At 57.8% G+C, this 23,846-nt stretch carries 22 protein-coding genes; 20 read left to right on the top strand and 2 right to left on the bottom strand.

Going from position 1 to position 23,846, the window contains the following annotated elements; translation table 11 throughout:
• Positions 1-111: 111 nt before the first annotated feature.
• The 5 genes from add to ET33_RS16735 all read left to right on the top strand — a co-directional run bounded on the left by add (position 112) and on the right by ET33_RS16735 (position 5,550).
• A complete protein-coding gene (gene add / locus ET33_RS16755; RefSeq protein ID WP_036684001.1) occupies positions 112-1,143 on the top strand; it encodes an adenosine deaminase in 1,032 nt (343 codons plus the stop codon).
• A gap of 258 nt (positions 1,144-1,401) precedes the next feature.
• Positions 1,402-2,169 carry a DeoR/GlpR family DNA-binding transcription regulator gene (locus tag ET33_RS16750; protein WP_036683999.1) on the top strand — a complete coding sequence of 256 codons (768 nt, stop codon included), beginning with the start codon at positions 1,402-1,404 and terminating at the stop codon, positions 2,167-2,169.
• Positions 2,170-2,346: 177 nt separating this feature from the next.
• Entirely contained in the window at positions 2,347-3,201 is an 855-nt protein-coding gene (locus ET33_RS16745; protein ID WP_235206735.1) for a DMT family transporter, read from the top strand.
• A gap of 38 nt (positions 3,202-3,239) precedes the next feature.
• Positions 3,240-4,370 carry a metallophosphoesterase family protein gene (locus ET33_RS16740; protein ID WP_036683997.1) on the top strand — a complete coding sequence of 377 codons (1,131 nt, stop codon included), beginning with the start codon at positions 3,240-3,242 and terminating at the stop codon, positions 4,368-4,370.
• A gap of 163 nt (positions 4,371-4,533) precedes the next feature.
• A complete protein-coding gene (locus ET33_RS16735; RefSeq protein ID WP_036683995.1) occupies positions 4,534-5,550 on the top strand; it encodes an acyltransferase family protein in 1,017 nt (338 codons plus the stop codon).
• A 42-nt stretch (positions 5,551-5,592) separates the two neighbouring features.
• On the opposite strand, the gene ET33_RS16730 is transcribed toward ET33_RS16735, so the two are convergent.
• Positions 5,593-6,660 carry a hypothetical protein gene (locus tag ET33_RS16730; RefSeq protein WP_036683992.1) on the bottom strand — a complete coding sequence of 356 codons (1,068 nt, stop codon included), beginning with the start codon at positions 6,658-6,660 and terminating at the stop codon, positions 5,593-5,595.
• A 394-nt stretch (positions 6,661-7,054) separates the two neighbouring features.
• Between ET33_RS16730 and ET33_RS16725 the strand changes: the two genes are divergently transcribed.
• The 14 genes from ET33_RS16725 (at position 7,055) to ET33_RS16660 (ending at position 21,544) form a co-directional block, all read left to right on the top strand.
• Positions 7,055-7,945 carry a LysR family transcriptional regulator gene (locus tag ET33_RS16725; protein ID WP_036683989.1) on the top strand — a complete coding sequence of 297 codons (891 nt, stop codon included), beginning with the start codon at positions 7,055-7,057 and terminating at the stop codon, positions 7,943-7,945.
• Positions 7,946-8,098: 153 nt separating this feature from the next.
• Positions 8,099-9,112, top strand: a complete 1,014-nt coding sequence (locus ET33_RS16720; RefSeq protein ID WP_036683987.1) for an LLM class flavin-dependent oxidoreductase — start codon at positions 8,099-8,101, stop codon at positions 9,110-9,112.
• 26 nt (positions 9,113-9,138) lie between these two features.
• The gene (locus tag ET33_RS16715) at positions 9,139-10,488 is read left to right on the top strand and encodes an LLM class flavin-dependent oxidoreductase (RefSeq protein WP_036683985.1); all 1,350 of its coding nucleotides are present in this window, start codon (positions 9,139-9,141) and stop codon (positions 10,486-10,488) included.
• Between the two features lie 83 nt (positions 10,489-10,571).
• Entirely contained in the window at positions 10,572-12,191 is a 1,620-nt protein-coding gene (locus ET33_RS16710) for an ABC transporter substrate-binding protein (RefSeq protein ID WP_036684246.1), read from the top strand.
• 21 nt (positions 12,192-12,212) lie between these two features.
• Positions 12,213-13,139, top strand: a complete 927-nt coding sequence (locus ET33_RS16705; RefSeq protein ID WP_036683983.1) for an ABC transporter permease — start codon at positions 12,213-12,215, stop codon at positions 13,137-13,139.
• 33 nt (positions 13,140-13,172) lie between these two features.
• Complete coding sequence (locus ET33_RS16700; RefSeq protein WP_036683980.1) at positions 13,173-14,069, top strand: ABC transporter permease; 897 nt, start codon at positions 13,173-13,175, stop codon at positions 14,067-14,069.
• A gap of 54 nt (positions 14,070-14,123) precedes the next feature.
• The gene (locus ET33_RS16695; protein ID WP_036683978.1) at positions 14,124-16,175 is read left to right on the top strand and encodes an ABC transporter ATP-binding protein; all 2,052 of its coding nucleotides are present in this window, start codon (positions 14,124-14,126) and stop codon (positions 16,173-16,175) included.
• Positions 16,176-16,191: 16 nt separating this feature from the next.
• A complete protein-coding gene (locus tag ET33_RS16690; RefSeq protein ID WP_036683977.1) occupies positions 16,192-16,677 on the top strand; it encodes a DinB family protein in 486 nt (161 codons plus the stop codon).
• 102 nt (positions 16,678-16,779) lie between these two features.
• The gene (locus tag ET33_RS16685) at positions 16,780-17,607 is read left to right on the top strand and encodes a transporter substrate-binding domain-containing protein (RefSeq protein ID WP_036683974.1); all 828 of its coding nucleotides are present in this window, start codon (positions 16,780-16,782) and stop codon (positions 17,605-17,607) included.
• Positions 17,608-17,640: 33 nt separating this feature from the next.
• Positions 17,641-18,342: an amino acid ABC transporter permease gene (locus tag ET33_RS16680; protein WP_036683972.1), complete on the top strand. Its 702-nt coding sequence runs from the start codon at positions 17,641-17,643 to the stop codon at positions 18,340-18,342.
• A gap of 34 nt (positions 18,343-18,376) precedes the next feature.
• Complete coding sequence (locus ET33_RS16675) at positions 18,377-19,087, top strand: amino acid ABC transporter permease (RefSeq protein ID WP_036683970.1); 711 nt, start codon at positions 18,377-18,379, stop codon at positions 19,085-19,087.
• Positions 19,084-19,836 (top strand): amino acid ABC transporter ATP-binding protein, encoded by a 753-nt coding sequence (locus ET33_RS16670; RefSeq protein WP_036683969.1) that lies wholly within the window; start codon positions 19,084-19,086, stop codon positions 19,834-19,836. The genes ET33_RS16675 and ET33_RS16670 overlap by 4 nt, the downstream gene beginning before the upstream one ends.
• A 25-nt stretch (positions 19,837-19,861) precedes the next feature.
• Entirely contained in the window at positions 19,862-20,362 is a 501-nt protein-coding gene (locus tag ET33_RS16665) for a GNAT family N-acetyltransferase (RefSeq protein WP_036683967.1), read from the top strand.
• A gap of 18 nt (positions 20,363-20,380) precedes the next feature.
• Complete coding sequence (locus ET33_RS16660; RefSeq protein WP_036683966.1) at positions 20,381-21,544, top strand: amidohydrolase; 1,164 nt, start codon at positions 20,381-20,383, stop codon at positions 21,542-21,544.
• On the opposite strand, the gene ET33_RS16655 is transcribed toward ET33_RS16660, so the two are convergent.
• A complete protein-coding gene (locus ET33_RS16655; RefSeq protein ID WP_036683964.1) occupies positions 21,541-22,401 on the bottom strand; it encodes an aldo/keto reductase in 861 nt (286 codons plus the stop codon). The two genes, ET33_RS16660 and ET33_RS16655, sit on opposite strands and share 4 nt — an antisense overlap.
• Positions 22,402-22,494: 93 nt before the next feature.
• Here ET33_RS16655 and solA point away from each other — a divergent pair, with 93 nt between their 5' ends.
• Positions 22,495-23,652, top strand: coding sequence for an N-methyl-L-tryptophan oxidase (gene solA / locus ET33_RS16650; protein WP_036684243.1), 1,158 nt, complete (start codon positions 22,495-22,497; stop codon positions 23,650-23,652).
• The last annotated feature ends 194 nt before the right edge of the window (positions 23,653-23,846 follow it).

The following is a 23,846-nucleotide window of genomic DNA, read 5'->3' as shown; positions in this document are numbered from 1 at the left end:
GTCGGATGCAATATATGTAAGTTATATTGACATTCACATAACGCCGACATATAGTATAACTCAATAACTGAACTGAGGAGATAAACAAAGTAAAGGGAAAGGGTGAACGGAATGAAAATGAGCGACCGTATGGAGTGGCTGCGCTTGCTGCCGAAGGTCGACCTGCACCTGCATCTGGACGGCAGCGTCAAGCCGGAGACGGTTATCGAGCTTGCCGCGGCGGAGGGGATCCGGCTGCCAGCCGATACGCCGGAAGGCCTGCTTCCTTACATGCAGGTTGATGAGCCGTGCGGCAGCTTGCAGGCGTACCTCGGGAAATTCGAGTTTGTCGGGCGGTTCCTGCATCGGCCCGAAGCGCTGGAACGGGTGGCGTTCGAGGTCGTAGAGCAGGCGGCGGCGCACGGGTGCCGCTATATTGAGGTGCGATTCGGCCCGCAGCTGCATCGCGATCGCGGCATGACGCCGGATGAAGTCATTGCCCGCGTCATCGCCGGGTTGAACCAAGGGGAAGTGCAGTTTGGCGTGAAGGCCAACGGGATCGCCTGCTGTCTGCGGCATCATGGGCAGCTCGATAATATGGAAGTCATCGAAGCCGCTTCGCGTTTCCAGGGCAGAGGGATCGTGGGTGTGGATTTGGCCGGCGACGAGGGGGCTTACCCTGCCCGACTTCATCGCGAGCTGTTTGCCCTGGCCCGCCGCAAAGCGCTGCCGGTGACAATCCACGCCGGGGAAGCGGCCGGAGCCGATAGCGTGTACGAAGCGATCGACCGTCTGGGCGCGGCCCGGATCGGGCATGGCGTCCGCATGAAGGAAGACCCTGCCGTCCTGGAGCTCGTTAAGGAGCGGCAGATTCCGCTTGAAATGTGTCCGGTGAGCAACATTCAGACGAGAGCCGTCTCCGGATGGGCCGCGTACCCGATCCGCGAATACTTCGACCAAGGAATTCCGGTGACGATCAACACCGACAATCTCACGGTATCCGGCACGAATCTCACGAAGGAATATCATATCTTGACGGAAAAGTTCGGGTTTACCCCGGCAGAGATCGGCAAGCTGCTGTTAAACGGGCTGGAAGCGGGCTTCATGGAAGAGACGGACAAACGCGGGCTGCGCCGGCACTTGTTCAAGCGTTGGCCGAGCTGAATATTGCCTGATAGGCTGTGGCCCGTATGGCGGCAGACTCCCGAGCGGAGGCCGCTGTTTTTTTATTGCGTTGAAAGGCAATCCTGTTTGTCTCCAGAAACGGATACCGTCATACAAACGCTTCCGGGGAGGGGCGTTTCCATCTGTAAGCGGCATGCCGTTCGATGTGCAAATGTTTGTGTTTGCTTTTATTTATGGTAGACTACTTGCATAGAGAAGTGCGGCGTGCCCGTCATTTCATGGAGAGGAGGGAGCGGGTTGTTCGCTGAGCAAAGGCATCAAGCGATTATTCAAAAAATAAACCGCGAGAAGTCGATCAAGGCGTCGGACCTGATGGAGCTGTTCGGCGTGTCGTTCGAAACGGTCCGGCGCGATCTGGAGCATTTGGAGAAGGCGGGGTACTTGAAGCGCGTCCATGGCGGCGCGATCCTGAAGGAGTGGGACTACCGCGAAGAGATTCCGATGACCGTCCGGGAAAAGGCTCATTTGGACGGGAAAAACGAGCTGTCCGAAATTGCCGCGCGGTATGTGACGGAGGGGCAATCCATCGCCCTTGACGTAAGTACGACCAATACGCAATTCGTCAAAGTGCTGAAGAAAAAGATCGAACGGTTGACGGTCATTACGAACTCGCTGCCGATCGCAAACGAGCTGGTCCCTATGCCGGGATATACGATCATTTTGATCGGGGGCGTGATCCGCAACGAAGAGCAGGGCATGATCGGGGATTTGGCCGAGGAGTTCGCTTCCCGGTTCCATGCCGATTTGTTTTTTATGAGCATGAGCGGCGTCACGTTGACCGAAGGCGTCACGGACTATGGTTTCGGCGAAGTGCAAATGAAGAAAATCATGCTGAAGAATGCCAAACGGACGATTGCGCTCGCCGACAGCAGCAAGTTCGAGGCGGTTTCGCTGATCAAAGTGTGCGGCTGCGCGGAGATCGAACGGTTCGTGACCGATTCGAATATCGATCCGGCCATCGTGGACAAATATAAAAAGCACGGCGTCGAGATCGTCTATCAATAGCAGGAACCGTCCCGGCACCTAAAAAAATACGCAGTAAGCCTGAAGTCCCGGAGTTTTTCCGGGACTTTTTGTTTTGGGTGCGGCGGGTTAGGTTTGTGGGGAAAATAATATAAGTCGTTGTAAATGTGTGTATATATGTGTTATTATGTTGGAATAGTTGAATATATCGGGAGGTGCTTGAAAATTGTACTTTCATTGCTACTTGTGATCGGATCGGGCATGACGCATGCGGTGTGGAATTTGTTCGCCAAGCAAAGCGAGGACAAAAGCGTTTTTCTGTGGGCGATCTTCATGCCTACGACGATCGCACTTATACCTTACCTTGTTCTTGAGCTTATCCGGACGGGAATTCCGGCCGAAGCCTTCATGTTCATCATCGCATCCTTGCTGGCGCAAGGCGCTTACGCTCTGCTGCTGTCCCATACCTACAAGCTGGGAGATTTGTCGCAGGTGTACCCGGTGATGCGGGGAACGTCCACGCTGCTCATTCCCGCGACGGGAGTCCTCTTCTTGGGGGAATCGTTACCGCTCTGGGGGTGGCTGGGGATCGGCTGCATGCTTCTGGGCTTTGTCGTCATGAGCGGGCGGAAGCAGGAAGCGGAACGCGGTCCCGCGGTCTGGAAGCCTATCCTGTACGCGCTGTCGGTCGGACTCTGCATTACCTGCTACACGCTGATCGACAAGCAAAATTTGCAGTATTTTTCGCCGCTGTCGCTGCTCGCCGTCTCCAATATCGGATTCGTGCTTGGTCTGACCCCGGCCGCTCTATCCTCCGGGAGATTGAAGCGGGCGGTGCGCGGGCGGTGGAAGATCGTGATGCTCGGATCGCTTTTGTCTCCCGGTTCGTATTTGTTGTTTTTACTCGCGATGAGGCACGCTCAAGTGTCCTATATTGCGCCGCTGCGGGAAATCGGCATCGTCTTCGGCACGCTGCTGGGCCTGACCGTGCTTAAAGAACGGCAGGGGGCTAGAAGGCTCGCCGCATCGGTCATCGTCGTCGCAGGGATCGTCATGATCGCCGGTTCCGGGTAACCGATATCCTCATTTCGCCTTGAAGGGAAGGGCTGAACTTGAAAACGAAAACCGTCTATGAAACGAAGATCGAGCCGCAGTTGCCCGATTATATGAACGCCGAAATGGACCGTGTTGTTAAGCGATGGGACAAGCTGCCGCAGGAAGAAGCACTCCGTCTTCTCTTCGTCACCGATCTTCATCACTGGAAAGGCGGGAACCAGCTTCGCACGGCCCGGGCCATTCAAGAGCTGGCGCGCCGGCTGCCGCTTGATGCGGTCGTCTGCGGCGGCGACCACTGCTTGAATGGGCCGCTAGGCGATTTTATGGAATCGCAGCGCGAAATTATGCGCGAGCTGTCGGCAGCGGCATGCCCGGTGCTGCCGCTCAAGGGCAACCACGACGACAATTCGATTCACGACTTTTATCATCATCCGGAGAGCGCGGGCCATGTGGTCTTTCCGGAGGACAGCTTCGCCTTGTACGTGCAGGAACGGCAGGACGCCGTTGCGCTGGACCCGGAGCATCCGCTGGGTTTGTACTATTCCTACGACATCCCGGAGAAGCGGGTGAGGATCGTCGTGCTGAACATCATCGACATTCCTTACCACGTGACGGAAAAGGGGAGTTTGCAGTATAACGGCCAGTGGAAGTACGCTTTCTCGGACAGGCAGCTTAACTGGGTGGCGCATAAAGCGTTTGACTTCAGCAGCAAGTCTGATGCGCAGAACTGGCGTGTCGTTCTGTTCTCGCACGCATCCGTTTTGCAGGAGGGTGTGTTCGGGGGCGATCACGGCATCGAAAACGACGAAGCGATGTGGGGCATTATGAAAGCGTTCCGGACCGGTACGGCTTACCGTTCGTCCCGCGAAGGAGAGTTCGGCTACGACGTGGAGGCCGATTACTCGCAGCAGGGTCCCGGGGGGCTGATCGCCAGCTTTTTCGGCCATGTGCACTTCGATCAAATGCTGCTCAAAGACGGCATTCGCGTCATCTCCACCTTGAACGCGTATACGAATCAAGATTTCGAAGAGGCTCCGGCGCGGACGGAGGGGACGATTACCGAAACGGCGTTCGATCTGATCACGATTCCGGTAGAGGGGAACGAAGGCAAGGTGTACATGACTCGGTTCGGCGCAGGCGAGGATCGGGTGACGGATTATCGGCTGCACGGGCTGCAAAATGAATAAGCCATTCGGATTAGCTTTCTGCGTCTGACTGGGGAGTGGCTTCCGGTGGCTGTCCATATACCATTCGGAAGACCTACAGTTTTCGACAAATGAACCTATTTTATCCTCCTTCCAAATTTAGTATCGTTTTAGCTGGGTTATGAAACTGGAAGGAGGAACGGTCATGCAGGAGCGCAGAAAATGGATTGACGTATCCAGGGGGTTAAGCATCATCCTGGTCGTATTGGGGCATTCGGGGAATGAGTTGATCGACGATTATCTCGGTTGGTTCCGTATGCCGTTGTTTTTTCTGGTGAGCGGGCTTTTGTTCAAAAGCGTGATGCCGGACAAGTACATATCGTGGGCGCTGAAACGTATTCGAATGTTCATGATTCCCTATTTCGCCTATGGGATTGTCATTGCAGTGCTGGTCGCAGCCAAACTGAGAGATCCGTTATCCGTTCCCCACGATATTTGGAATCTCATTTACGGAGGAACGGTGTTAGGCGGGTGGTACGGCGTCTTCTGGTTCATCACCTGTTTGCTGCTTGTGCATCTTTTGATGGGGTTTCTTACCCGATACCCGGTTAAGGTGCAAGCGGCAGCGGTGCTTATGTCCTATATCGCCGCTCATTTCGTCAGCATGACGCCTTTGGCAAAAGTGGACATCCCTTGGAATGCGGATGTGACGCTTATGGCGATAGCGTTCTTTTTTCTGGGCTATAGCTTTAAGGCCCAGTTGGCTACCGGATTGGAGCGGGGGATCTGGTTTATTCCGGCGATGCTCATTTCGGCAGCTGCTATTGTTCTTGATAAAGAACAAATCTTGATGTTCAAAATGGATATGAAGATGAAGGTGTATACCCAGCCGGTGCTGGATCTTATTATTCCGCTGGCGTGCGTCCTCGTCGTGCTTCAATTGTGCTACTGGATATCGCGCTGGCCGATATCGTCCGCTCTGGCGTTTTTGGGAACTGTGACCATCACGATCATGTACCTGCACATTCCGATCAATATCGTGCTAAAGTACGGTTTGGGCTTGGAGTACGGCTCGTTTGTATTTACGCTGGCCGGCGTCTTGCTTCCGTTAGGGGCTGCTTGGCTCATGTCCAAATCGTCCTTGTTGACCATGCTTTTCCTGGGCCAGCAGGGCTTCGGAAGGAAAGAGAAGATCCAAGGCAAGCTGAAGGCGGCAGGTTGAACGAGCAAGGCCAGCCGCATGGCTGGCCTTTGTTCTTGAATCTTACTGGTACGTATCGCCGCCCTCGCCGTTCCAGGTCATCTCTACGAAAGTGGAAGGTGCGACCGTGGTGATCGTGGCGGAGCCCGACGTTTTAAGCCCTCCCGCGACGCTGGTCATCGTATAATCCGAATACAGCTTCGTCGAGCCGAAGTTCGTATGAATCATCGCGCCGCTGAGATTCGAAGCGGTCACAGCTTTGAGCTCAAGATTGCTGCCGTACGATACGCCGTCGGCGGCGGTTATTTTGTTGGCGCGAAAAGCTTGACCGGTCCCGGCGTTGTTTTTCACCGTCGTGCCGATCACCTGCACGTTGTTCGCGCGGATGAACAAGCCGTTGTTTCCTACCGTGGACTCCGGCACGGTGTTCTTGAAATCGACTGTGCTTCCGATCACCTTGATGTGGTGTGTGCCTTCCTTGAAGTCGAATCCGTCGTTCTTGGTGAGAATGGCCTTGCAGTTCAGAAACGTAATGTACCCGCTCCGGTCCGCGTCCGGCTTCGTCTGCCAGTTCTGATCGGCATCCCCTACGTAGTACCCTTCCCCAAATTTCCCGCTTTGCCCGGTAGATTCTGCCGTGCAGTCTTCGAGGAGCCAGTACTGGCTGTTTTTGCGGATTTTGAACGCTTCGCCCAGCGTATTTTTCACCGTTACTTTCGTAAGATAGCCGTGAGAGGCTTCGATCAGAATGCCTTTGTTCGATTTGGAATTCGAGTTAATCGTGACGTTCTCCAGCTTGTAATAATTGTTCTTGATATGAAAAGCCGCATTGCCCGCGGTTTCGGTAAAATTGAAGACCGCACCACTGCCCGTTCCCCGGATAGTAATATATTTGCCCGCGCTTCCGTTGACCGACGTCGCAATTGTGCCGTCCGATACGGCATATGTGCCCGATACTTCAAGGATATCTCCCGGCTGGGCGCCGGCCAAATAGCTGCGTAGAGCGGCTATGTCGCCGGGAGGTATGGTTTTGGTCGCAGCCCATGCGGTGTGCGCGGGCGCTCCGAAAGCGAGAATGGCAAAGCATACGATAAATGCTAATGAGAGTACTGCGTATTTTTTGACGAACATCGGAACACGTCCTTTCGAATGAATAGCTTTACAGGCTGTGAAGCTTTGTCAAAGCCCCGCACCGGCTGGCCGGTTGTACTGCGGACTTTCGAACCGTCACCCCTTTCGCGAACCGAGCTGCCAAAGACGACATGTCGGAAGCGCTTTCGCTAAACGCCGACAATTTTCGAATGGAATCCGCCGTTCGGACCGCTTGGAAAAAACAGGTCGTCTTTCCTATAGCTTAACGGATTTGCGTGTCCGCCGAAATGGCGGAAACTCAACTACAATTAACGGATATTGCTTTTTTCGTCGTTTTTGTCTGAATATAAATTACACTATTCCTAATGGAATACTTATGATATATTGATTTTTAACCAAGTTCGCCAAGAGCTGGAAGGAGGAGGGAGCGCTCGTGAATATTGAGAATCTCGAGGCGTTCGTTTATGTTATTCATTTCAACAGCTTTAATAAAGCGGCCGACGCGTTGTTCTTGTCCCAACCGTCCATTACCGCCAGAATCCAGTCGCTGGAGCGCGAATTGGACGTCAGGCTTTTCGATCGGGAGGGCAGACATTTCTCGCTGACGGACAAGGGCAAGCAGTTTTTGCCCTACGCCCAGCAAGTGCTGCAGACCTACAAGAAAGGCAAGCAGCAGCTGCAGCAAATGAACGCCGCGCCTCACGAGCTTCGGATCGGCTGCACCGTGTCTGTAGCCAATTATATGATCCCGGAGCTGGTGCCCCTTTTCAAGCAAAAATACCCCGATCTCCAGCTAAAATTAGTGACGGCTTCGAGCGAGTCAATCTTGGAAAAGCTGCTGAACAAGGAAGTGGACGTCGGGCTTGTGCGCAACATTACGCATCCGCACGTGGATTCCGTCCGGTTCTACGAGGACCCGATCCGCCTCTTCGTATACCAGGGGCATCCGTTTGTGAGCCAGGACCGCATTGCGCTGGAGGATATCGGGAGTGAGCCGATCGTGTTTTTCGAATGCGGAGCCCTCGATTGGATGAAAATTCACCGGCTGTTCGACACGCTCGACCGCCCGCCGAATATCGAGCTGCAGCTCGATAACCTGGAGACGGCCAAGAAGCTGGTGCTGAAAGAAATGGGGATCAGCTTCCTGCCGGAGCTTTGCGTGCGCAAGGAAGTGAAGGAAGGGCGGCTTTGGCCAGTCGACATTCCTTCCCTCGCGGGCATCACCCTGCGCACCAATCTCGTTTCGCTCAAAGGGGAAGGCTCGGCTCTTGGCAAAATGGTGCTGGAGCTCAGCCGGGAGATCGATTGGAAACGGAATGCTTAAATCGAATTGTTCTATTTTAGAATAGAAATCCTCTATTACGTACCCCGTTGACGGACTGCAGGGGCGGTGATAGACTTTTTTTAACCAAATAAAACCGACAAAACCTATTGGATTTTATTTAATTCAATAGCCGGATTACAGGAGGGATGGACGATGGGGCTGAAGCTAAGCATCTTGGATCAAAGTCCGTTTGACGAGGGAAAGACGGCAGTCGACGCGTTCCGGCATACGGTGGCTCTGGCGCGCAAAGCGGAGGAGCTCGGCTACCACCGTTTCTGGGTGTCCGAGCACCACGATTCGGCGGCCGTCGCAGGCTCTTCCCCGGAGGTGCTGATCGCGTATTTGCTGGCGCAGACGGAGCGGATTCGCATCGGCTCCGGCGGGGTCATGCTGCAGCACTACAGCCCATACAAGGTGGCGGAAAATTTCAACGTACTCGCTTCGCTCGCCCCGGGACGGGTGGACCTCGGCATCGGCCGGGCGCCGGGAGGACTTCCCCGCTCGACGAAGGCGCTCCAGCAGGAGGCGGCCGGAAACGGCAGGCCGCTGGCGGATAAGCTGATTGAGCTGGAGCAGTATTTGACCGATACGATCCCTGGCGACCATCCGCTGCATGGGCTTAAAGCGATTCCGCTGCCAGCCCAGCCCGCGGACTTGTACCTGCTCGGAACGACTCCGGCTAGTGCGGAGCTTGCGGCGAGCCGGGGCATCCCCTACGTCTTCGCGCAGTTTATTAACGGGGACGAGACGGTTGTCCGGCAATCGCTGGATACGTACCGGAACCGGTTTGTGCCCCGAAGGTCCTTCCGGCCGGAGGCCATTCTCGCGCTGTCGGTCATTGTGGCGGAAACGGACGAGGAAGCGAAACGGCTTGCCGCCGACGCCAAGCTCGTGAAAATTCACCTGGAGAGCGGAAGGACGATCACTGTCAAAACCGTAGAGCATGCGGAAGAATTCGGACGGCAAAGCGAGGAGAAATATACGATCGAAGTCAAGGATGCGGACGTCGTGCACGGCTCCAAGGAAACCGTGCGCGCGAAGCTGCTGGACATCCAGCGGAAGTACGGCGTGGACGAACTGATTTTGATTCTCGCCTTGAAGGAATTCGAACAGCGGCTTCATGCACTGTCGGAGCTCAAGGAAGCATTCGCCGAAACGGTCGTATAAACGTGGAAAACGAGGGAGGAATCGGTATGGCAAACGGAAGAAAGCTGAAATTGGGCGCAATCATCCATGGCGTCGGAGGGAACATGGCGGCTTGGAGACACCCGGATATTCGGTCTGACGCCAGCGTCAGCTTCGAGTTTTACACGCAGCAAGCCCGCAAGGCCGAAGAAGGCAAGTTCGATCTGGTGTTTATCGCCGACGGACTGTTCATTAACGAAAAGTCGATTCCGCACTTTCTGAACCGGTTCGAGCCGATAACGATTTTATCCGCGCTCGGCGCGGTCACTTCGAAGATCGGGCTCGTCGGCACCTTGTCGACCTCCTACAGCGAACCGTTTACGGTCGCGAGACAGTTCGCTTCCCTCGATCATATCAGCGGAGGCCGGGCCGGATGGAATGTGGTCACCTCTCCGCTGGAAGGCTCCGCCCTCAACTACGGCAAAAAAGAGCATCCGTCGCACGACTTGCGCTACAAAATCGCCGAGGAATTTTTGGAGGTGGCCCGCGGGCTTTGGGACTCCTGGGAGGACGATGCGTTCGTGTGGGATAAAGCTTCGGGCGTGTTCTTTGATCCGGACAAAATGCACCGGCTCGACCACAAAGGGCCATTTTTCTCCGTGCAGGGTCCACTGAACATTGCCCGCTCCAACCAGGGGCACCCGATCGTGTTTCAGGCCGGGTCGTCCGACAGCGGCCGCACCTTGGCGGCCAAGACGGCCGACGCGGTGTTCACCGGGCACGAGTCGATCGAGGACGCCAAGCGCTTTTACCACGACGTGAAGACGCGGGCCGCCGCATACGGCCGTAGCGCCAACGATATCCTCATTTTCCCGGGCATCGGGCCGATTGTCGGGCGGACGCAGGAGGAGGCCGAACGCAAATACGAAGAGATCGCGAACCTCATGACGATCGAGAACGCTCTGAATTACCTGGGCCGCTTCTTCGACCATTTCGACTTCTCGCAGTTCCCGCTGGACGAACCTTTCCCGGATTTGGGCGATATCGGCAGCAACAGCTTCCGCAGCACGACGGACAAAATCAAGCAGACGGCCAAGGAGCAGCAGTTGACGCTGCGGCAGGTGGCGCTGCAGACGGCGACGCCGAAAGGCCAGTTTATCGGGACGCCGGAGAAGGTGGCCGATCTCGTCCAGCAGTGGTTCGAGGAGAAGGCGGCCGACGGATTTATTATTCATTCGAGCGTGCCGGGAGGACTCGACGATTTCGTCGAGCTGGTCGTGCCGATCCTGCAGGAGCGGGGAATATACCGGGAGGAGTACGAGTCCGACACGCTGCGTGGGAATTTGGGCCTCGCTAAGCCGGAAAACCGCCATACGCTGGCCAGACGAACGCCGCAAGATTTTGTGAAAAGCTCCTGATCGGACTCGATCATGGCTTGCGATTTTACGCTCACGGATTGGAGAGGGTCCCAGTGAAACGGTTACGGTTACTACGGCCATGGATGCTTGCCGCAGCTTTGCTTCTGCTTACGGCAGGCTGCGGAAGCGAAACGGGCGTCAAGCCTTCGTCAGGAGGGCAGACGGGGGAGACGCAGTCGGGCTCGTCAGGCGGCGAGTTGACCTACGGCCTCGCCACGTCGCCGTCGGGGCTGGACCCGAACGTCGTGCCGGGGGCCGTCGATTACCGGGTGATGCGGGCGCTGTACGACAGTCTGGTCGTCCAAATGCCCGATCAATCGATCAAGCCGTGGCTGGCGACAGAATGGACGGTCTCCCCGGACGGCAAAAGCTACACCTTCAAGCTGCGCAAGGACGTGAAGTTCCACGACGGCACGCCGTTCAATGCTGCGGCCGTCAAGTACAATTTTGACCGCATCGTCAATCCGGCGACCAAATCGCGGTTTGCGGTGACGCTGATCGGACCCTACGAATCGTCGGAAGTGATCGACGACTACACGGTCAAAGTCAACTTGAAATCGCCCTACAGCGCTTTTCTGAGCAGCTTGAGCCAAGCGTTTCTCGGCATCGTGTCGCCGGCGGCAGCGGAGAAGCACAAGGACCAGCTGGCCAAGCATCCGGTCGGCACCGGCCCGTTCACGTTCGCCGGCTGGACGGAGAATGCGGCGATCCGGCTGGAGAAAAACCCCGACTATAACTGGGCGCCTCCGATTGCCGAAAATGCCGGTCCGGCGCGCATCGATAAGCTGACCTTCAAAATCATTCCGGAGGAAGCGACCCGCATCGGCAGCGTGCAGAGCGGGCAGGTGTCGGCCGTCGAGACGGTTCCGCCGCAAAACCTCGTGTCGCTCAAGGGCGATCCGAACGTCAACCTGCTGCAGGCCGAGTCGACGGGCATTCCGTACACGCTTATGCTGAACCAGCAACACCCTCCATGGAACGAGCTTAAAGCGCGCAAGGCCGTGCAGCTCGCCATCGACTTCGAGGCGATCGTCAAGACGCTTTATCTCGGGACGTATTCGAGGGCATGGTCCCCGCTGTCACCGTCCATGCTGGGCTATAACGCTTCGCTCGAACAGGCCGTGAAGCCGGACATCGCCAAAGCGAACGCGCTGCTTGACGAGCTCGGGTGGACACGCGGAGCGGACGGCATCCGGGCCAAGGACGGCAAGCCGCTCACGCTTCATTACATCGATGGCTCGCCCAACCGGGAGAAGCGCAACGATATCGCCGCCATGATCCAGCAGCAGCTGAAGCAGATTGGTATTGCCGTCAACATCGAGCTGCTCCCGGATACGACCAATGCGGTCATGATCAAGGGGACGAACGATCTGGTCGGCGTCAGCAATGTGTCGGGCGATCCGGACATTTTGCGCAGCTTCTTCCATACGAACGCCATTCCGACGCCGGAAAAATGGGGCCACAACCATACCCGGCTTTCCGACCCGCAGCTGGATCAATGGCTGGAGGAAGGGCTGACGGAGCAGGACCCGGCGAAGCGCGCGGAAATTTACAAAAAGGTGCAGAGCTATGTCGTGGACAACGCCTACGGGTTCCCGGTTTACGTATTCCCGTACACGGTGGCTGCCGCCAAATCGGTTCGCGGACTGAAATTCGATTCCCTCGGCTATCCGCTCTTCTATGACGTGACGGTGAAAAAATAACGACGGAAGGAGCCGGTTGCTATGGCTGGGGTGATCGTTCAGCGTCTTTTATCGTCCGTTTTGGTCATCGTCGGAGCTTTGGTCCTTGTCTTTTTCATCCTGTACTTGCTGCCGGGCGATCCGGTCTTGATCATGCTCGCCGGGGCGCCGGCCAGTCCGGAGACGGTGCAGAACCTGCGCCACCAGCTCGGGCTAGATCAGCCGGTATGGGTCCAACTCGGCACCTACCTGTGGGATATGCTTCGCGGAGACTTCGGCCGCTCGCTGGTTAGCGACGATCCGGTGCTGCCGAAAATTTGGGAGCAGTTCCCCGCTACCGCCCTTTTAACCCTGGTTAGCTCATGCGTCGCCGTTGCGCTTGGCGTCGTGCTCGGAGTGCTCTCGGCGATCCATAAGGGACGCACGGTCGATCTGATCGCCCGGATCGTCAGCCTGTTTGGCATCTCGATGCCGACGTTCTGGTCAGGCATTCTGCTCATTCTGATTTTCTCGGTGCAGCTTCAGTGGCTGCCCGCGATGGGCTCGGAAGGCGTCCGGACGCTGATTTTGCCTGCTTTGACGCTTGGGCTTGTCGGCGCCGGGTTTATCGTACGCATGGTGCGCAACAGCATGCTTGAGGTGCTGGGCGAGCCGTTTATCGTCACGCTGCGCTCCAAGGGACTGCCGGAACAAATCGTCATGTACCGGCACGCGCTGCGCAACGCGCTCATTCCGGCCATCACGATGGTCGGGATTCAAATCGGCGAATTGATGGCGGGGGCGGTCGTGATCGAAACCGTCTTTTCCCGGCAGGGCATCGGGCGTCTGCTGGCGGAAGCCATCACGGCCAAAGATTTGCCCGTCGTTCAGGGCGTCGTCTTTTTTACCGCGATTGCGTATGTCGTCGTGAACCTGCTCGTGGATATTTCGTACTCGATCGTCGATCCGAGGGTAAGACGCTCGTTTTAAACCAAGTAATCCGGAAGGAAAAGAGGGTTAATCATGAAAAGCGTCGTTTCGGTCGCCAGGCCGGTATTGTCCCGCAGGAGACCGCTCGGGTCCGCTCCGAGCCGTCCTAAGCTGTCATCGTCGCTATCCGGACCGTTCTTCTACGGGGCGGTATTGGTGGTGCTCTTCATTGCGGCGTGCGCAGTCTTCCCGCAGTGGATCACTCCTTATTCGCCTACGGACATGCGGGCGGACCGGATTTTGCAGCCGCCGGGAGCGGCTCATCTGTTCGGCACCGATTATTTCGGGCGGGACGTCTTCAGCGTCGTCGTCTACGGAGCCCGAAGCTCGCTGCTGATCGGCGTCGCTTCCGTCCTGCTCGGCGGCTTGGCCGGCAGTCTGATCGGCGCGTTGTCGGGCTACATCGGCGGTGTGGTCGATACCGTGCTCATGCGGTTCATCGATATTTTGATGGCGATCCCGAGCCTGCTGCTTGCGCTCGTCATTGCCGCTGCCCTCGGCCCGAGTCTGTTCAACGTGGTGCTGGCCGTGAGCGTATCGGCGATCCCGAGATATGCCCGCGTGCTGCGGGGCCAAGTACTTAGCATCAAGGCGCGCCCTTATGTGGCGGCTTCCCGCTCGGTCGGCGCATCTCATGCGCATATCCTTCTGCGGCATGTGCTGCCGGGCTCGTGGTCGCCGCTGCTGGTGATGGCGACGATCGGCGTCGGCTCTTCGATCTTGATCGGCGCGTCGCTCAGCTTTTTGGGGCTGGGCGTGCTGCGGGAAATTCCGGACTGGGGTACCTTGCTGTCGCAAGGGCGCGGTTACCTGACCGCCGCTTGGTGGATGGCGACGTTCCCTGGGCTGGCGATTACGTTGTTCGTACTGGCCGTCAATCTGATCGGCGATCAGCTCCGCGACCGGTTAGATCCGAAGCGAAGCGCGTGAATAAGAAGCGGAATCCGCGCATCCATTTTCCACTACGCCAGAGGAGGTGCCCGAGTGAAGGCATTGCTTGAGATCGAGCAGCTAACGGTCGATTTCGTCACCCCGGCCGGTTATGTTCCGGCGATCCGGGACGTGTCGCTTCGCATCGGAGCCGGCGAAACGGTATGCTTGGTCGGTGAGTCCGGCAGCGGCAAAACCGTGACGGCCAAAGCCTTGATGCGCTTAATCGACTTCGAGAACGGCGTCATTACGGGCGGCCATGTCCGGATGGACGGCGTGGACTTGACGGCGCTGCCGCAGGAGGAGATCCGGCGCTGGCGCGGCAAACGAATCGCCATGGTGTTTCAGGAGCCGATGGCGGCGTTTGACCCGGTCTTTACGGTCGGCAGTCAAATTGCCGAGTCGATGGTGCGCCATCATGTGGCTTCCCGGTCCGAAGCTTGGGAACGCGGCATCGGGCTCCTGCGCAAGGTCGGCATTCCGGAGCCGGAAATCCGGATGAAGCAGTATCCCGGGGAGCTTTCCGGCGGCATGCTGCAGCGCGCGATGATCGCAATGGCGCTGGCCTGCGGCCCGGAGCTGCTCATCGCCGACGAGCCGACGACCGCGCTGGATGTGACGATTCAAGCGCAAATACTTCAGCTGCTGCAGGAGCTGCAATCGGAATTCAACATGTCGATTTTGCTCATTACGCACGATATGGGGGTGGCGGCGGAAGTCGCGGACCGCATTATCGTCATGTATGCCGGAGAGATCGTGGAGCAGGCGGCCGCAGAGCCATTGTTCCGGGAGCCGCAGCATCCTTACACGAAGGGGCTCCTGCAATCGGTCGCGACGCTGGAGAGCGACCGGGGGGCGAAGCTGTATTCGATCGACGGCTCGATCCCGAGCTTGTCCGAGCTGCCGGGCGGCTGCCGCTTTCATCCGCGCTGTCCGTTTGCCACGGAGGTCTGCGGTGAAGCGCGGCCGCCGCTGGCGGACATCGGCGGCCGGCAGGTCGCGTGCTGGCACGCCGGGGCTTTAGCGCATTCCGGGCGGTGGGAGACCGCCTTCGCCTCCGGAGCCTCCGAAACCGCCGCTGCCCGGGTGTCCCGGATCGTCGAACCGGAGGACGACGAAGCTACGCAGCCCCCTACCACCAACCTGATCGAAGCGCACGAACTGACCAGACATTTTCCGGTAAAGCAAGGTTTTCTCCGATTCGGGCGTGCCGGGGCGCACATTCGCGCCGTCGATCAAGTGTCCTTCTCCATTCGCAAAGGGGAGACGTTCGGACTCGTCGGGGAATCGGGCAGCGGGAAATCGACGCTGGGACGGCTGCTTCTCCAGTTGGACCGTCCGACAAGCGGACGGGTCCGGTTCGACGGACATGATTTGTCGAAGCTGTCCGCTGGAAATTTACGGGAAATTCGGCGCAACATGCAGATGATTTTTCAAGATCCGTTCGGCTCGCTCAATCCGCGTTGGAAGGTGGGCGATCTGATCGGGGAGCCGCTGGCGGTGCATGAAGGCTGGAGCGGACGCGCGAAGCGGGAGCGGGTAGAGCCGCTGCTGGCCGCCGTAGGGCTGAATCCGGCGTGGTACGACCGGTATCCGCACGAATTTTCAGGCGGACAGCGGCAGCGGATCGGTATCGCCCGGGCGATTGCGCTGCGTCCGAAGTTTATTTTGGCGGATGAAGCGGTGTCGGCGCTCGACGTGTCCGTCCAATCGCAGATCGTCAATTTGATGCAGGATTTGCAGCGCCGTCTGGGGCTGACATATTTGTTTATCGGCCACGGCCTTCAGATCGTCCGCTACATTTCCGACCGGATCGGGGTGATGTATCTGGGCAAGCTGGTCGAGATCGCTCCGAGCGAGGAGCTGTTCCGCCACCCGGCGCATCATTACACCAGGGCGCTGCTTGCTTCCATCCCTGTCCCCGACCCTTCCCGCAAAAGAACATGCATCGCCACTCAAGGAGAAATCCCGTCGCCGGCCCATCCGCCCTCGGGCTGTCGCTTTCATCCACGCTGCCCTGCAGCGACGGCGAGATGCCGGGAGGAGGAGCCGGAGTTAACCGAAGTGGGAGCGGGCCGTTGGGCCGCTTGCCATGATCCCGCATAAGTCAGGAGGAGACACTGTGAGCCAGAGTGTGATCGATATTGAAGCGTACTTGCATACGCATGAGCAGTTGAAGCAAGCCATCGAGGGCTTGTCGGAAAACCAGTTGAAATGGAAGGCGTCGGCGGAGCAGTGGAGCGTAACGGAGGTGCTGTCGCATCTGGCCGATCACAACATCGTCGTCTCGTTCCGCATCCGCGAGCTGCTGTCCGGATCGGCGGCGCAGCTGCCCGCCTTCAAGCAGGACCCTTGGGTGAGTTCGGCTCGGGCGAACGAAAGCTCCGCTGACGATATTTTGGATGTGTTCCGAGCGCTGCTTGTGTTCAACAGCCAGTTGTTCCGCCGGTTAACCGGGGAAGATTGGAGCAAGAGCGGCGTAAATTTCAAAGGCGAAACCGTGACGCTGGAGCAAGCGGTTCAAGCCTTTATCAATCACGTGCAGACGCATCTGCGGCAGATCGAGCGAATCAAGCAGGCTCTCCCGCAGAAAGAAACGTCGAAATAAAAATACTTGCAAAAAAAGAAGCTGATTGGACCGCCAAAAGCTCCTGTTGATTGAAGCAGGGGCTTTTTGTCGGCAATTTATCATGATCGTGGGGGTTACCATATGAAAAAACGATTTCTTTCGGCGTCTCTGCTGACCGTCCTCCTTCTGGCAGGCTGCGGCGCCCAAGCCTCTACGGGAGGGGCGGGCAGCTCCAGTGCTGCGGCCTCCGCCGGGGGCCAGGCTGTAAAAAAAATCATCGTCGGCACGGGCACGCAGTTTCCGAACATTTGCTTTATCGATAAGGACGGCAAGCTGACCGGCTACGACGTGGAGCTCGTCAAAGAAATCGACAAACGTCTGCCGGAGTATGAGTTCGAGCTGAAAACGATGGAATTCAAAAATTTGCTGCTCAGTTTAGAAACGAAAAAGATCGATTTTATCGCGCATCAAATGGAAGTGAACGAGGAGAGACAGAAGAAATTTTTGTACAACGACGAAGCGTACAACATTTTCCCGAACAAAATCGTCGTGCACAAGGACAATAACGACGTCAAGTCGATTGCCGATTTGAAGGGCAAGAAGCTGATTGCCACTGCGACGAGCAATGCGGCGGCGCTGGCCGAAAAATACAATAAGGAGCACGGCAATCCGATTCAGGTCGTCTATACCGGCGCAGGCGAAGACACGAGCACGCAAGTCAAAACCGGGCGGGTCGACGCCTTGATCAGCACGCAGTTTGCCATCGATTACTTGAATAAAAGCGCGGATGCCCAGCTCAAAACGGTCGGCGAGACGCTTTCCAATTCGAAGGTGTATTTCATGCTTCGCAAGGACGAAGGCGAGCTGAAAAAGCGGATCGACGAGGCGTTGAAGGAGATCAAGGCCGACGGGACGCTCGCGAAGCTGAGCAAGCAGTGGCTGGGCGACGATTACACCGTGGAGAAGTAGACCAAATTTCCTTACAGAAAGGTATGGGTGGGAATGGGGAAATCGTTTGACGCCGCGCTCATATGGGAGTTCCTTCCTATACTGCTGTCCTATCTTCATGTCACTTTGTTTATTTTGGCGGCTTCGCTTTTCTTCGGCGTACTGCTGGGACTGTTGATCGCGCTGCCCCGGCTGTACAACGTTCCCGTGCTGGCCCGGATCGCTGCCGTTTACGTGTCGTTTGTCCGCGGAACGCCGATTTTGATCCAATTGTTTCTGGTCTTTTACGGGGTACCTGCGCTGCTGCAGCTCGTGGACTTCGACATATCGCGGATGAATCCGATCGTATTCGTTATTATTACGTATGCGCTCGGCAGCGCGGCCTCGATCTCCGAGGTGATCCGCGGGGCGGTCAACGCTGTAGACCGCGGCCAGCTTGAAGGCGCGTATGCGGTGGGCATGACGGGGCCGCAGGCCTTTTTCCGGATCGTCCTGCCGCAGGCGTTCGTCATTGCTTTTCCGAACTTCGCGAGCACGGTGATCGGCTTCCTGAAAGATACGTCGCTGGCGTACTCCATTGGCGTCATGGACATGATGGGGCGGGGGCAGACGCTGATTGCGACGACCGCCCATACGCTGGAGGTGTATATCGGTCTGACGATCGTTTACTATTTGACCGTGCTCGTGCTGGAGAAGGGCTTTGCGTTGACGGAAATCCGACTGCAGCGGCACGAACAAAGAATCGCGAGCGCTTGACCGGCTGCCGGTCCGGGGATGGAGTGAGGACGAAATGAGTATCGACATCGGGTTTATTGTTACGGCATTTTTTGAAATATTGGACGCGCTGCCCTTGACGCTGGTCATCACGATCGTCCCGCTGCTGTTCGGGTTCGTCATCGGCGTGGCGACGGCGCTGCTCCGCATGTACAAGGTGAAGGTACTGCACCGGATCGCCGACGCGTATGTTTCCTTTTTGCGTGGAACGCCGGTCATTTTGCACGTGTTCCTCATTTATTGGGGACTGCCGATGCTGATCGACAAGCTGTCGACGCATTACGGGTGGGGGATCAAGACGGCTTCGATCCCGATCTTGTCGTTCGTGCTGACGGCTTTCTCCCTGACGGCCGGCGCCTACATGTCTGAGATCATCCGCTCCGGCCTCCTGGCGGTAAACAGCGGTCAGATCGAGGCCGCCTACTCTGTCGGCATGAGCACGCCACAAGCGCTCAGACGCATCGTGCTGCCGCAGGCGATCGGGGTCATTTTGCCGAATCTGTGCAATCTGTTCGTCGGATTTTTGCATACGTCGACGTTTGCGTTCACGGTCTCGCAGATGGAACTCCTGGGCAAAGCCAGCGTCGTGGCGTCGAATAATTTGAAGTTTTTGGAAGCCTTTATCGCGGCGGCGCTGATTTATTGGGGAATTACGGTCGTGGCGGAGCGGCTGACGGCTTATTTGGAAAAAAAGGTAACCAAATACAATCGGGGAGGCGTGACATGATTCGGCTGACGAATATTCAAAAGTCGTTCGGCAAGCAGGCGGTGCTGAAAGGGATCGACTTGTCGGTGGAAAAAGGGGAGGTCGTCGTCATTCTCGGGCCCAGCGGATCAGGCAAAACGACGCTGCTCCGCTGCGTCAACCTGCTGGAGCGCCCGCAGAACGGGGAGGTGGCGATCGGCGATTTTACGGTCAGCTGCAAGCATCCGAGCAAGCGCGACATCTTGACGCTGCGCCGCAAAACGGCGATGGTGTTCCAGCATTACAATTTGTTCAAGCATAAGACGGCGCTGGAAAATGTGATGGAAGGCCTCGTTATTGCGCAAAAAGTGCCTAAGGAAGAGGCGAGGGAGCGAAGTCTTCAGGTGCTGGAGAAGGTCGGCCTTGCGGCCAAAGCCGATGCCTACCCTAGCCAGCTTTCTGGCGGGCAGCAGCAGCGGGTCGGGATCGCTCGGGCATTGGCGCTCAATCCCGAGGTGATTTTGTTCGACGAGCCGACGTCGGCGCTCGATCCCGAGCTGGTCGGCGAGGTGTTGTCCGTCATCCGCAAAATTGCCCGCGAAGGGATCACGATGATCGTCGTGACGCATGAGATGAGCTTCGCCCGCGAAGTGTCGAACCGCGTGGTGTTTATGGATGAAGGCGTCATCGTCGAGGAGGGCAAGCCGGAGGACATTTTCTCCCGCCCCCAAGAAGAGCGAACCAAGCAGTTCCTGCGGAGAATCACGCCGGAATGGAGTTATGTGATATAATAGCGAAAATCGTGAGGTGAGTTCCGTGAACGAGGTGTACCGTCAAGCGACATTAGACGATGCCGAGCTGGTTCTGGGCGTGATTCGCAGAGCTTATCGGAGCATCGGGGAGCTTAAAATCGAATTTGCGGCGGTCCATGCGGATTTGGAGATGGTACGGACGAATATCGCCGAGCATGCCAGCTACGTGCTGGAGATCGGCGGAACGATCGTCGCGACCATTTCGCTCCGATCGCTGCCGGAGGTGACCGATCTGCCGTTCCTGTACAATTTTGCCGTCGATCCGGCGTATGCGAACCGCGGAGTCGGTAGCAAGCTTCTGAGCTATGCGGAGGAAGCGGTCGTACGGGACATTCTGCTTTCACCGGCTGTCGTTCTCGCGACTTCGGCGAAGCATCCCTGGCTGCTGCCGATGTACGAACGGAAAGGCTATGTGCGCTTCTATGAACGGGAGCTGGGACGGGACGACAAGCTCGTCTTTTTGCGTAAAAATTTGCTGCCTGAAGTCCGCGCCACCACAGGCTGAACCAAGGAGAATCCACGCATGAACCCTGAACGATTGCTTCAAGAGGCTGAGGAACTGAAGCCCGAATTGGTGCGGCTTCGCCGCGAATTGCACCGACATCCGGAGCTGTCGATGCAGGAGGTGGAGACGACCCGCAAGATCCGGGAAGCGTTGAGCGGAGCGGGCATCTGGCTGCTGCCGCTCGGCCTGCCTGTCGGCGTGCTGGCGGAGGTCGAAGGGGCTGAGCCCGGACCGACGGTCGCGCTGCGGGCGGATATCGATGCGCTGCCGGTGACAGAAGAAACCGGGCTGCCGTTCGCCTCGGAAATTCCGGGGAAAATGCACGCTTGCGGGCACGATTTTCATACCGCGGCGATAGTGGGCGCGGCGCTGCTGCTCAAGCGGCATGCCGCAGAGCTCAAGGGAACCGTAAGGCTGCTGTTTCAGCCGGCGGAAGAGAAGGGCACCGGAGCGAAAGCGATGATCGGCGCGGGCGCTTTAGAAGGCGTGCAGGCCATCTTCGGCATGCATAACAAGCCCGAGCTGCCGGTCGGCACCGTGGGCTTGGCGCCGGGGCCGCTGATGGCCAGCGTCGATGGCTTCAAGCTGACGGTGACCGGCAAGGGCGGCCATGCGGCCATTCCCGATGCGGCGATCGACCCGATCGTGGCCGCCAGCGCGATCGTAGGCGGCCTCCAGACCGCGGTCAGCCGCAGCATCAGCCCGCTCGACAGCGCGGTCGTCAGCGTATGCAGCTTTCATGCGGGCAGCACGTGGAACGTCATCCCGGACGAAGCGGTCCTGGACGGTACCGTGCGGACGTTCCGCCCGGAGGTCCGGCAGAAGCTGCCGGATCTGCTGGGGCGTATCGCCAGCGGCATCGCTGCGGGCTACGGCGCAGAGGCGCGCCTGACTTGGTTTGCGGGAATTCCGTCCGTAACGAACGATTCGGAAGCGGTGGAGATCGCCCGCGGGGCGGCGCAAGCTTTGAACCTCCAAGTGACGGAGGCCCGGCGTTCCACGGGCGGCGAAGATTTTGCACACTACCAGGAACAGGTGCCGGGCTGCTTCCTCTGGATGGGCACGAGCGGAACGGAGGAGTGGCACCATCCGAAATTTACGCTGAACGAGGATGCGTTAGTACCGGGAGCGGCTTTATTTGCGCTTACGGCGGTTCACGCTTTGGATCGTCTGCGGGACTAGTCGCGCCGGTACCATTCGCCGGACATCCACTCGCTCGCTTTCCAGCGCAGTACGTCCGGCGTGGCGAGATGGATGATTTCTTTCAAAAAGTCGAGCTGCTCCGTGTCGGACATTGGGCGGAATCGCTTGGCGATGGCGAGATTTTTCTCTAACTGCTCCATGGTTTCCATCCCGATAATGGTCGTGGAAACGGGCAGCGAGAACGTATACCGCAGCGCCTGCTCGTACCATGGGGCGAGCTTCCCGAGCGCCATCACCTTCATGCCGATCACGGCGACACCTTTCTCTACGGCTCGCGGAACAAACTCGTGGGCGAAGCTGTAGATGAAATGGTCGGCGGCGGATAGCGCCACCAAGGCGCTGTCGAAGGGGAACCGTTCGATCGCTTCGAGCTGGACTTCCGGGTTGGTATGCCCGCTGACGCTGATCGCCTTGATGATACCCTGCTCCTTCGCTTCGAGCATCGCCTCCATCGCCCCGCCCTTGGCGAAGCATTGCTCCAAATCGTCCATCGTCACCAGATTATGCAGACGCCACTCGTCGACACGGTCGGTTTGCAGCCGGTTCAGGCTGGCTTCGAGCAGACGCCACGAGCCGTCTCTTGTTCGGTCGTGCGTCTTCGTTGCGATCCAGACGTCGCTGCGACGGTGCCGGAGCGCTTTGCCCAGCCGTTCCTCCGACTGCCCGTCGGAATAGCTCGGGGCCGTATCGAAGTAGGTAATGCCTTCGTCGATCGCCCGGTTGACGATGCGTATCGCTTCCTCTTCCGTGCATTGATGCTCGTCCACGATGCGCTGGGCGCCGAAGCCCAGAATCGGAAATTGCTTGTTGGACGCGCCGAAATATCTATGTTCCAAAAAAGTTCACTCCTTCGGGAATGTAGGTGGTCATAGTCTGATTATACCTAATTATAAGGCGGTTTAATATACGATTGGGAAGGAGTGACCGTTATCCGTACGTCTTACGATGTCATCGTCATCGGCGCAGGCTCCATGGGCATGAGTGCAGGGGCGCATTTGGCGCGGAGAGGGATAAGCACGCTGCTGATCGACGCGTTCGATCCGCCCCATGGGGGAGGCAGCCATCACGGGGAAACGAGACTGCTCCGTCATGCCTATGCCGGAGGTGGCCCTTACGCGGCCATGGCCGTCCGGGCGCACCGGCTCTGGAGCGAGCTGGAGGAGGAACGCGGCCGGAAGCTGTTCTTTCGCAGCGGCGTGCTGAATATGGCGCCGGCTGGGCATTTGGGGCTCCGCGACAAGCTTGAATCGTCGGCCGCGCTTCAATTGCCGGTCGAACTGCTGCGGTCGCAGGAGATTGCGAAGCGCTGGCCGGGCGTTCAACTGCCGGACGACTATGCGGGGCTGTTCGAGCCGGAGGCCGGCTATTTACTCAGCGAGCAGTGCGTGCAGGCGTATCGCGAAACGGCGCTGGCGAATCGGGCGGCGCTGCTTCCGTATACGCGCGTAACGGAGGTCGTGCCGTGGAACGCGGGCGTCACCGTAAAAACCGGGGTCGGCGACTTCCACGCGGACTGTCTTATTGTAAGTGCGGGCGCCGGAGTCGGCAGCGTGCTGCTTCCGTCGCTTGCACTGCCCGTGGCGCCGGTCCGCAAAGCGGTCGCCTGGTTTCAGGCCGACGAAGCGCTGTTCACTTCCGAGCGGTTCCCGGGATTCACGTTAAGCACCCCGGACGGCGGCTTTTACGGCTTTCCGAGCATTCAAGGGTCCGGCGTAAAGATCGGCCGGCATGAGACCGGTCTTCCGCTCTCACCGATCGAGCAGCCGGCTGATTTCGGGACGCTGCCGGAGGACGAGGGCGATGTCCGCCGGGCGCTGGAGACGTATATGCCGGCTGCGGCGGGCGCTCTGCTGCGCGGAGGGGTGTGCAAATACGAGCTGTCGCCGGACGAACATTTCATCATCGACCGGGCGCCGTACGATCCGAACATTCAGATCGCCTGCGGCTTTTCGGGTCACGGCTTCAAGTTCGCCAGCGTCGTCGGCGAAATTTTGGCGGACCGGATCGAGGGAAAACCGGACGCGTTCGATCTAAGCATGTTCCGACTGTCCCGCTTTCAAGAACAGCAGGTGGAGAGCGTCCGGTGATAATAAATGTTTATTTCATAGAGAAGCCAGTGCGAAAATGGGCTTCTCTTTATTGTTTTTTTGGTGTGTACGTCGTCAATGCTCTAACGACGAAGTGCTATTTTTAAAAATAATAAAGTTCCGGGATATCCCCAGAGCTCAGAGTGTTGAGAAAGTGATTTTTGATAGATAGAGATACATACGGAGGTGGGGTA

It is taken from the genome of Paenibacillus tyrphae (assembly GCF_000722545.1).
GTDB lineage: Bacteria > Bacillota > Bacilli > Paenibacillales > NBRC-103111 > Paenibacillus_G > Paenibacillus_G tyrfis.
The sequence above is the reverse complement of the archived record's forward strand: the minus strand, read 5'-3'. Positions and strand labels throughout refer to the sequence as shown.

Excerpts from the sequence above, each read along its gene's own strand:
- add (WP_036684001.1), top strand. The coding sequence starts at position 112 with ATGAAAATGAGCGACCGTATGGAGTGGCTGCGCTTGCTGCCGAAGGTC.
- ET33_RS16735 (WP_036683995.1), top strand. The coding sequence starts at position 4,534 with ATGCAGGAGCGCAGAAAATGGATTGACGTATCCAGGGGGTTAAGCATC.
- ET33_RS16730 (WP_036683992.1), bottom strand. The coding sequence starts at position 6,660 with ATGTTCGTCAAAAAATACGCAGTACTCTCATTAGCATTTATCGTATGC.
- ET33_RS16720 (WP_036683987.1), top strand. The coding sequence starts at position 8,099 with ATGGGGCTGAAGCTAAGCATCTTGGATCAAAGTCCGTTTGACGAGGGA.
- ET33_RS16715 (WP_036683985.1), top strand. The coding sequence starts at position 9,139 with ATGGCAAACGGAAGAAAGCTGAAATTGGGCGCAATCATCCATGGCGTC.
- ET33_RS16710 (WP_036684246.1), top strand. The coding sequence starts at position 10,572 with ATGCTTGCCGCAGCTTTGCTTCTGCTTACGGCAGGCTGCGGAAGCGAA.
- ET33_RS16705 (WP_036683983.1), top strand. The coding sequence starts at position 12,213 with ATGGCTGGGGTGATCGTTCAGCGTCTTTTATCGTCCGTTTTGGTCATC.
- ET33_RS16700 (WP_036683980.1), top strand. The coding sequence starts at position 13,173 with ATGAAAAGCGTCGTTTCGGTCGCCAGGCCGGTATTGTCCCGCAGGAGA.
- ET33_RS16685 (WP_036683974.1), top strand. The coding sequence starts at position 16,780 with ATGAAAAAACGATTTCTTTCGGCGTCTCTGCTGACCGTCCTCCTTCTG.
- ET33_RS16680 (WP_036683972.1), top strand. The coding sequence starts at position 17,641 with ATGGGGAAATCGTTTGACGCCGCGCTCATATGGGAGTTCCTTCCTATA.
- ET33_RS16675 (WP_036683970.1), top strand. The coding sequence starts at position 18,377 with ATGAGTATCGACATCGGGTTTATTGTTACGGCATTTTTTGAAATATTG.
- ET33_RS16670 (WP_036683969.1), top strand. The coding sequence starts at position 19,084 with ATGATTCGGCTGACGAATATTCAAAAGTCGTTCGGCAAGCAGGCGGTG.
- ET33_RS16660 (WP_036683966.1), top strand. The coding sequence starts at position 20,381 with ATGAACCCTGAACGATTGCTTCAAGAGGCTGAGGAACTGAAGCCCGAA.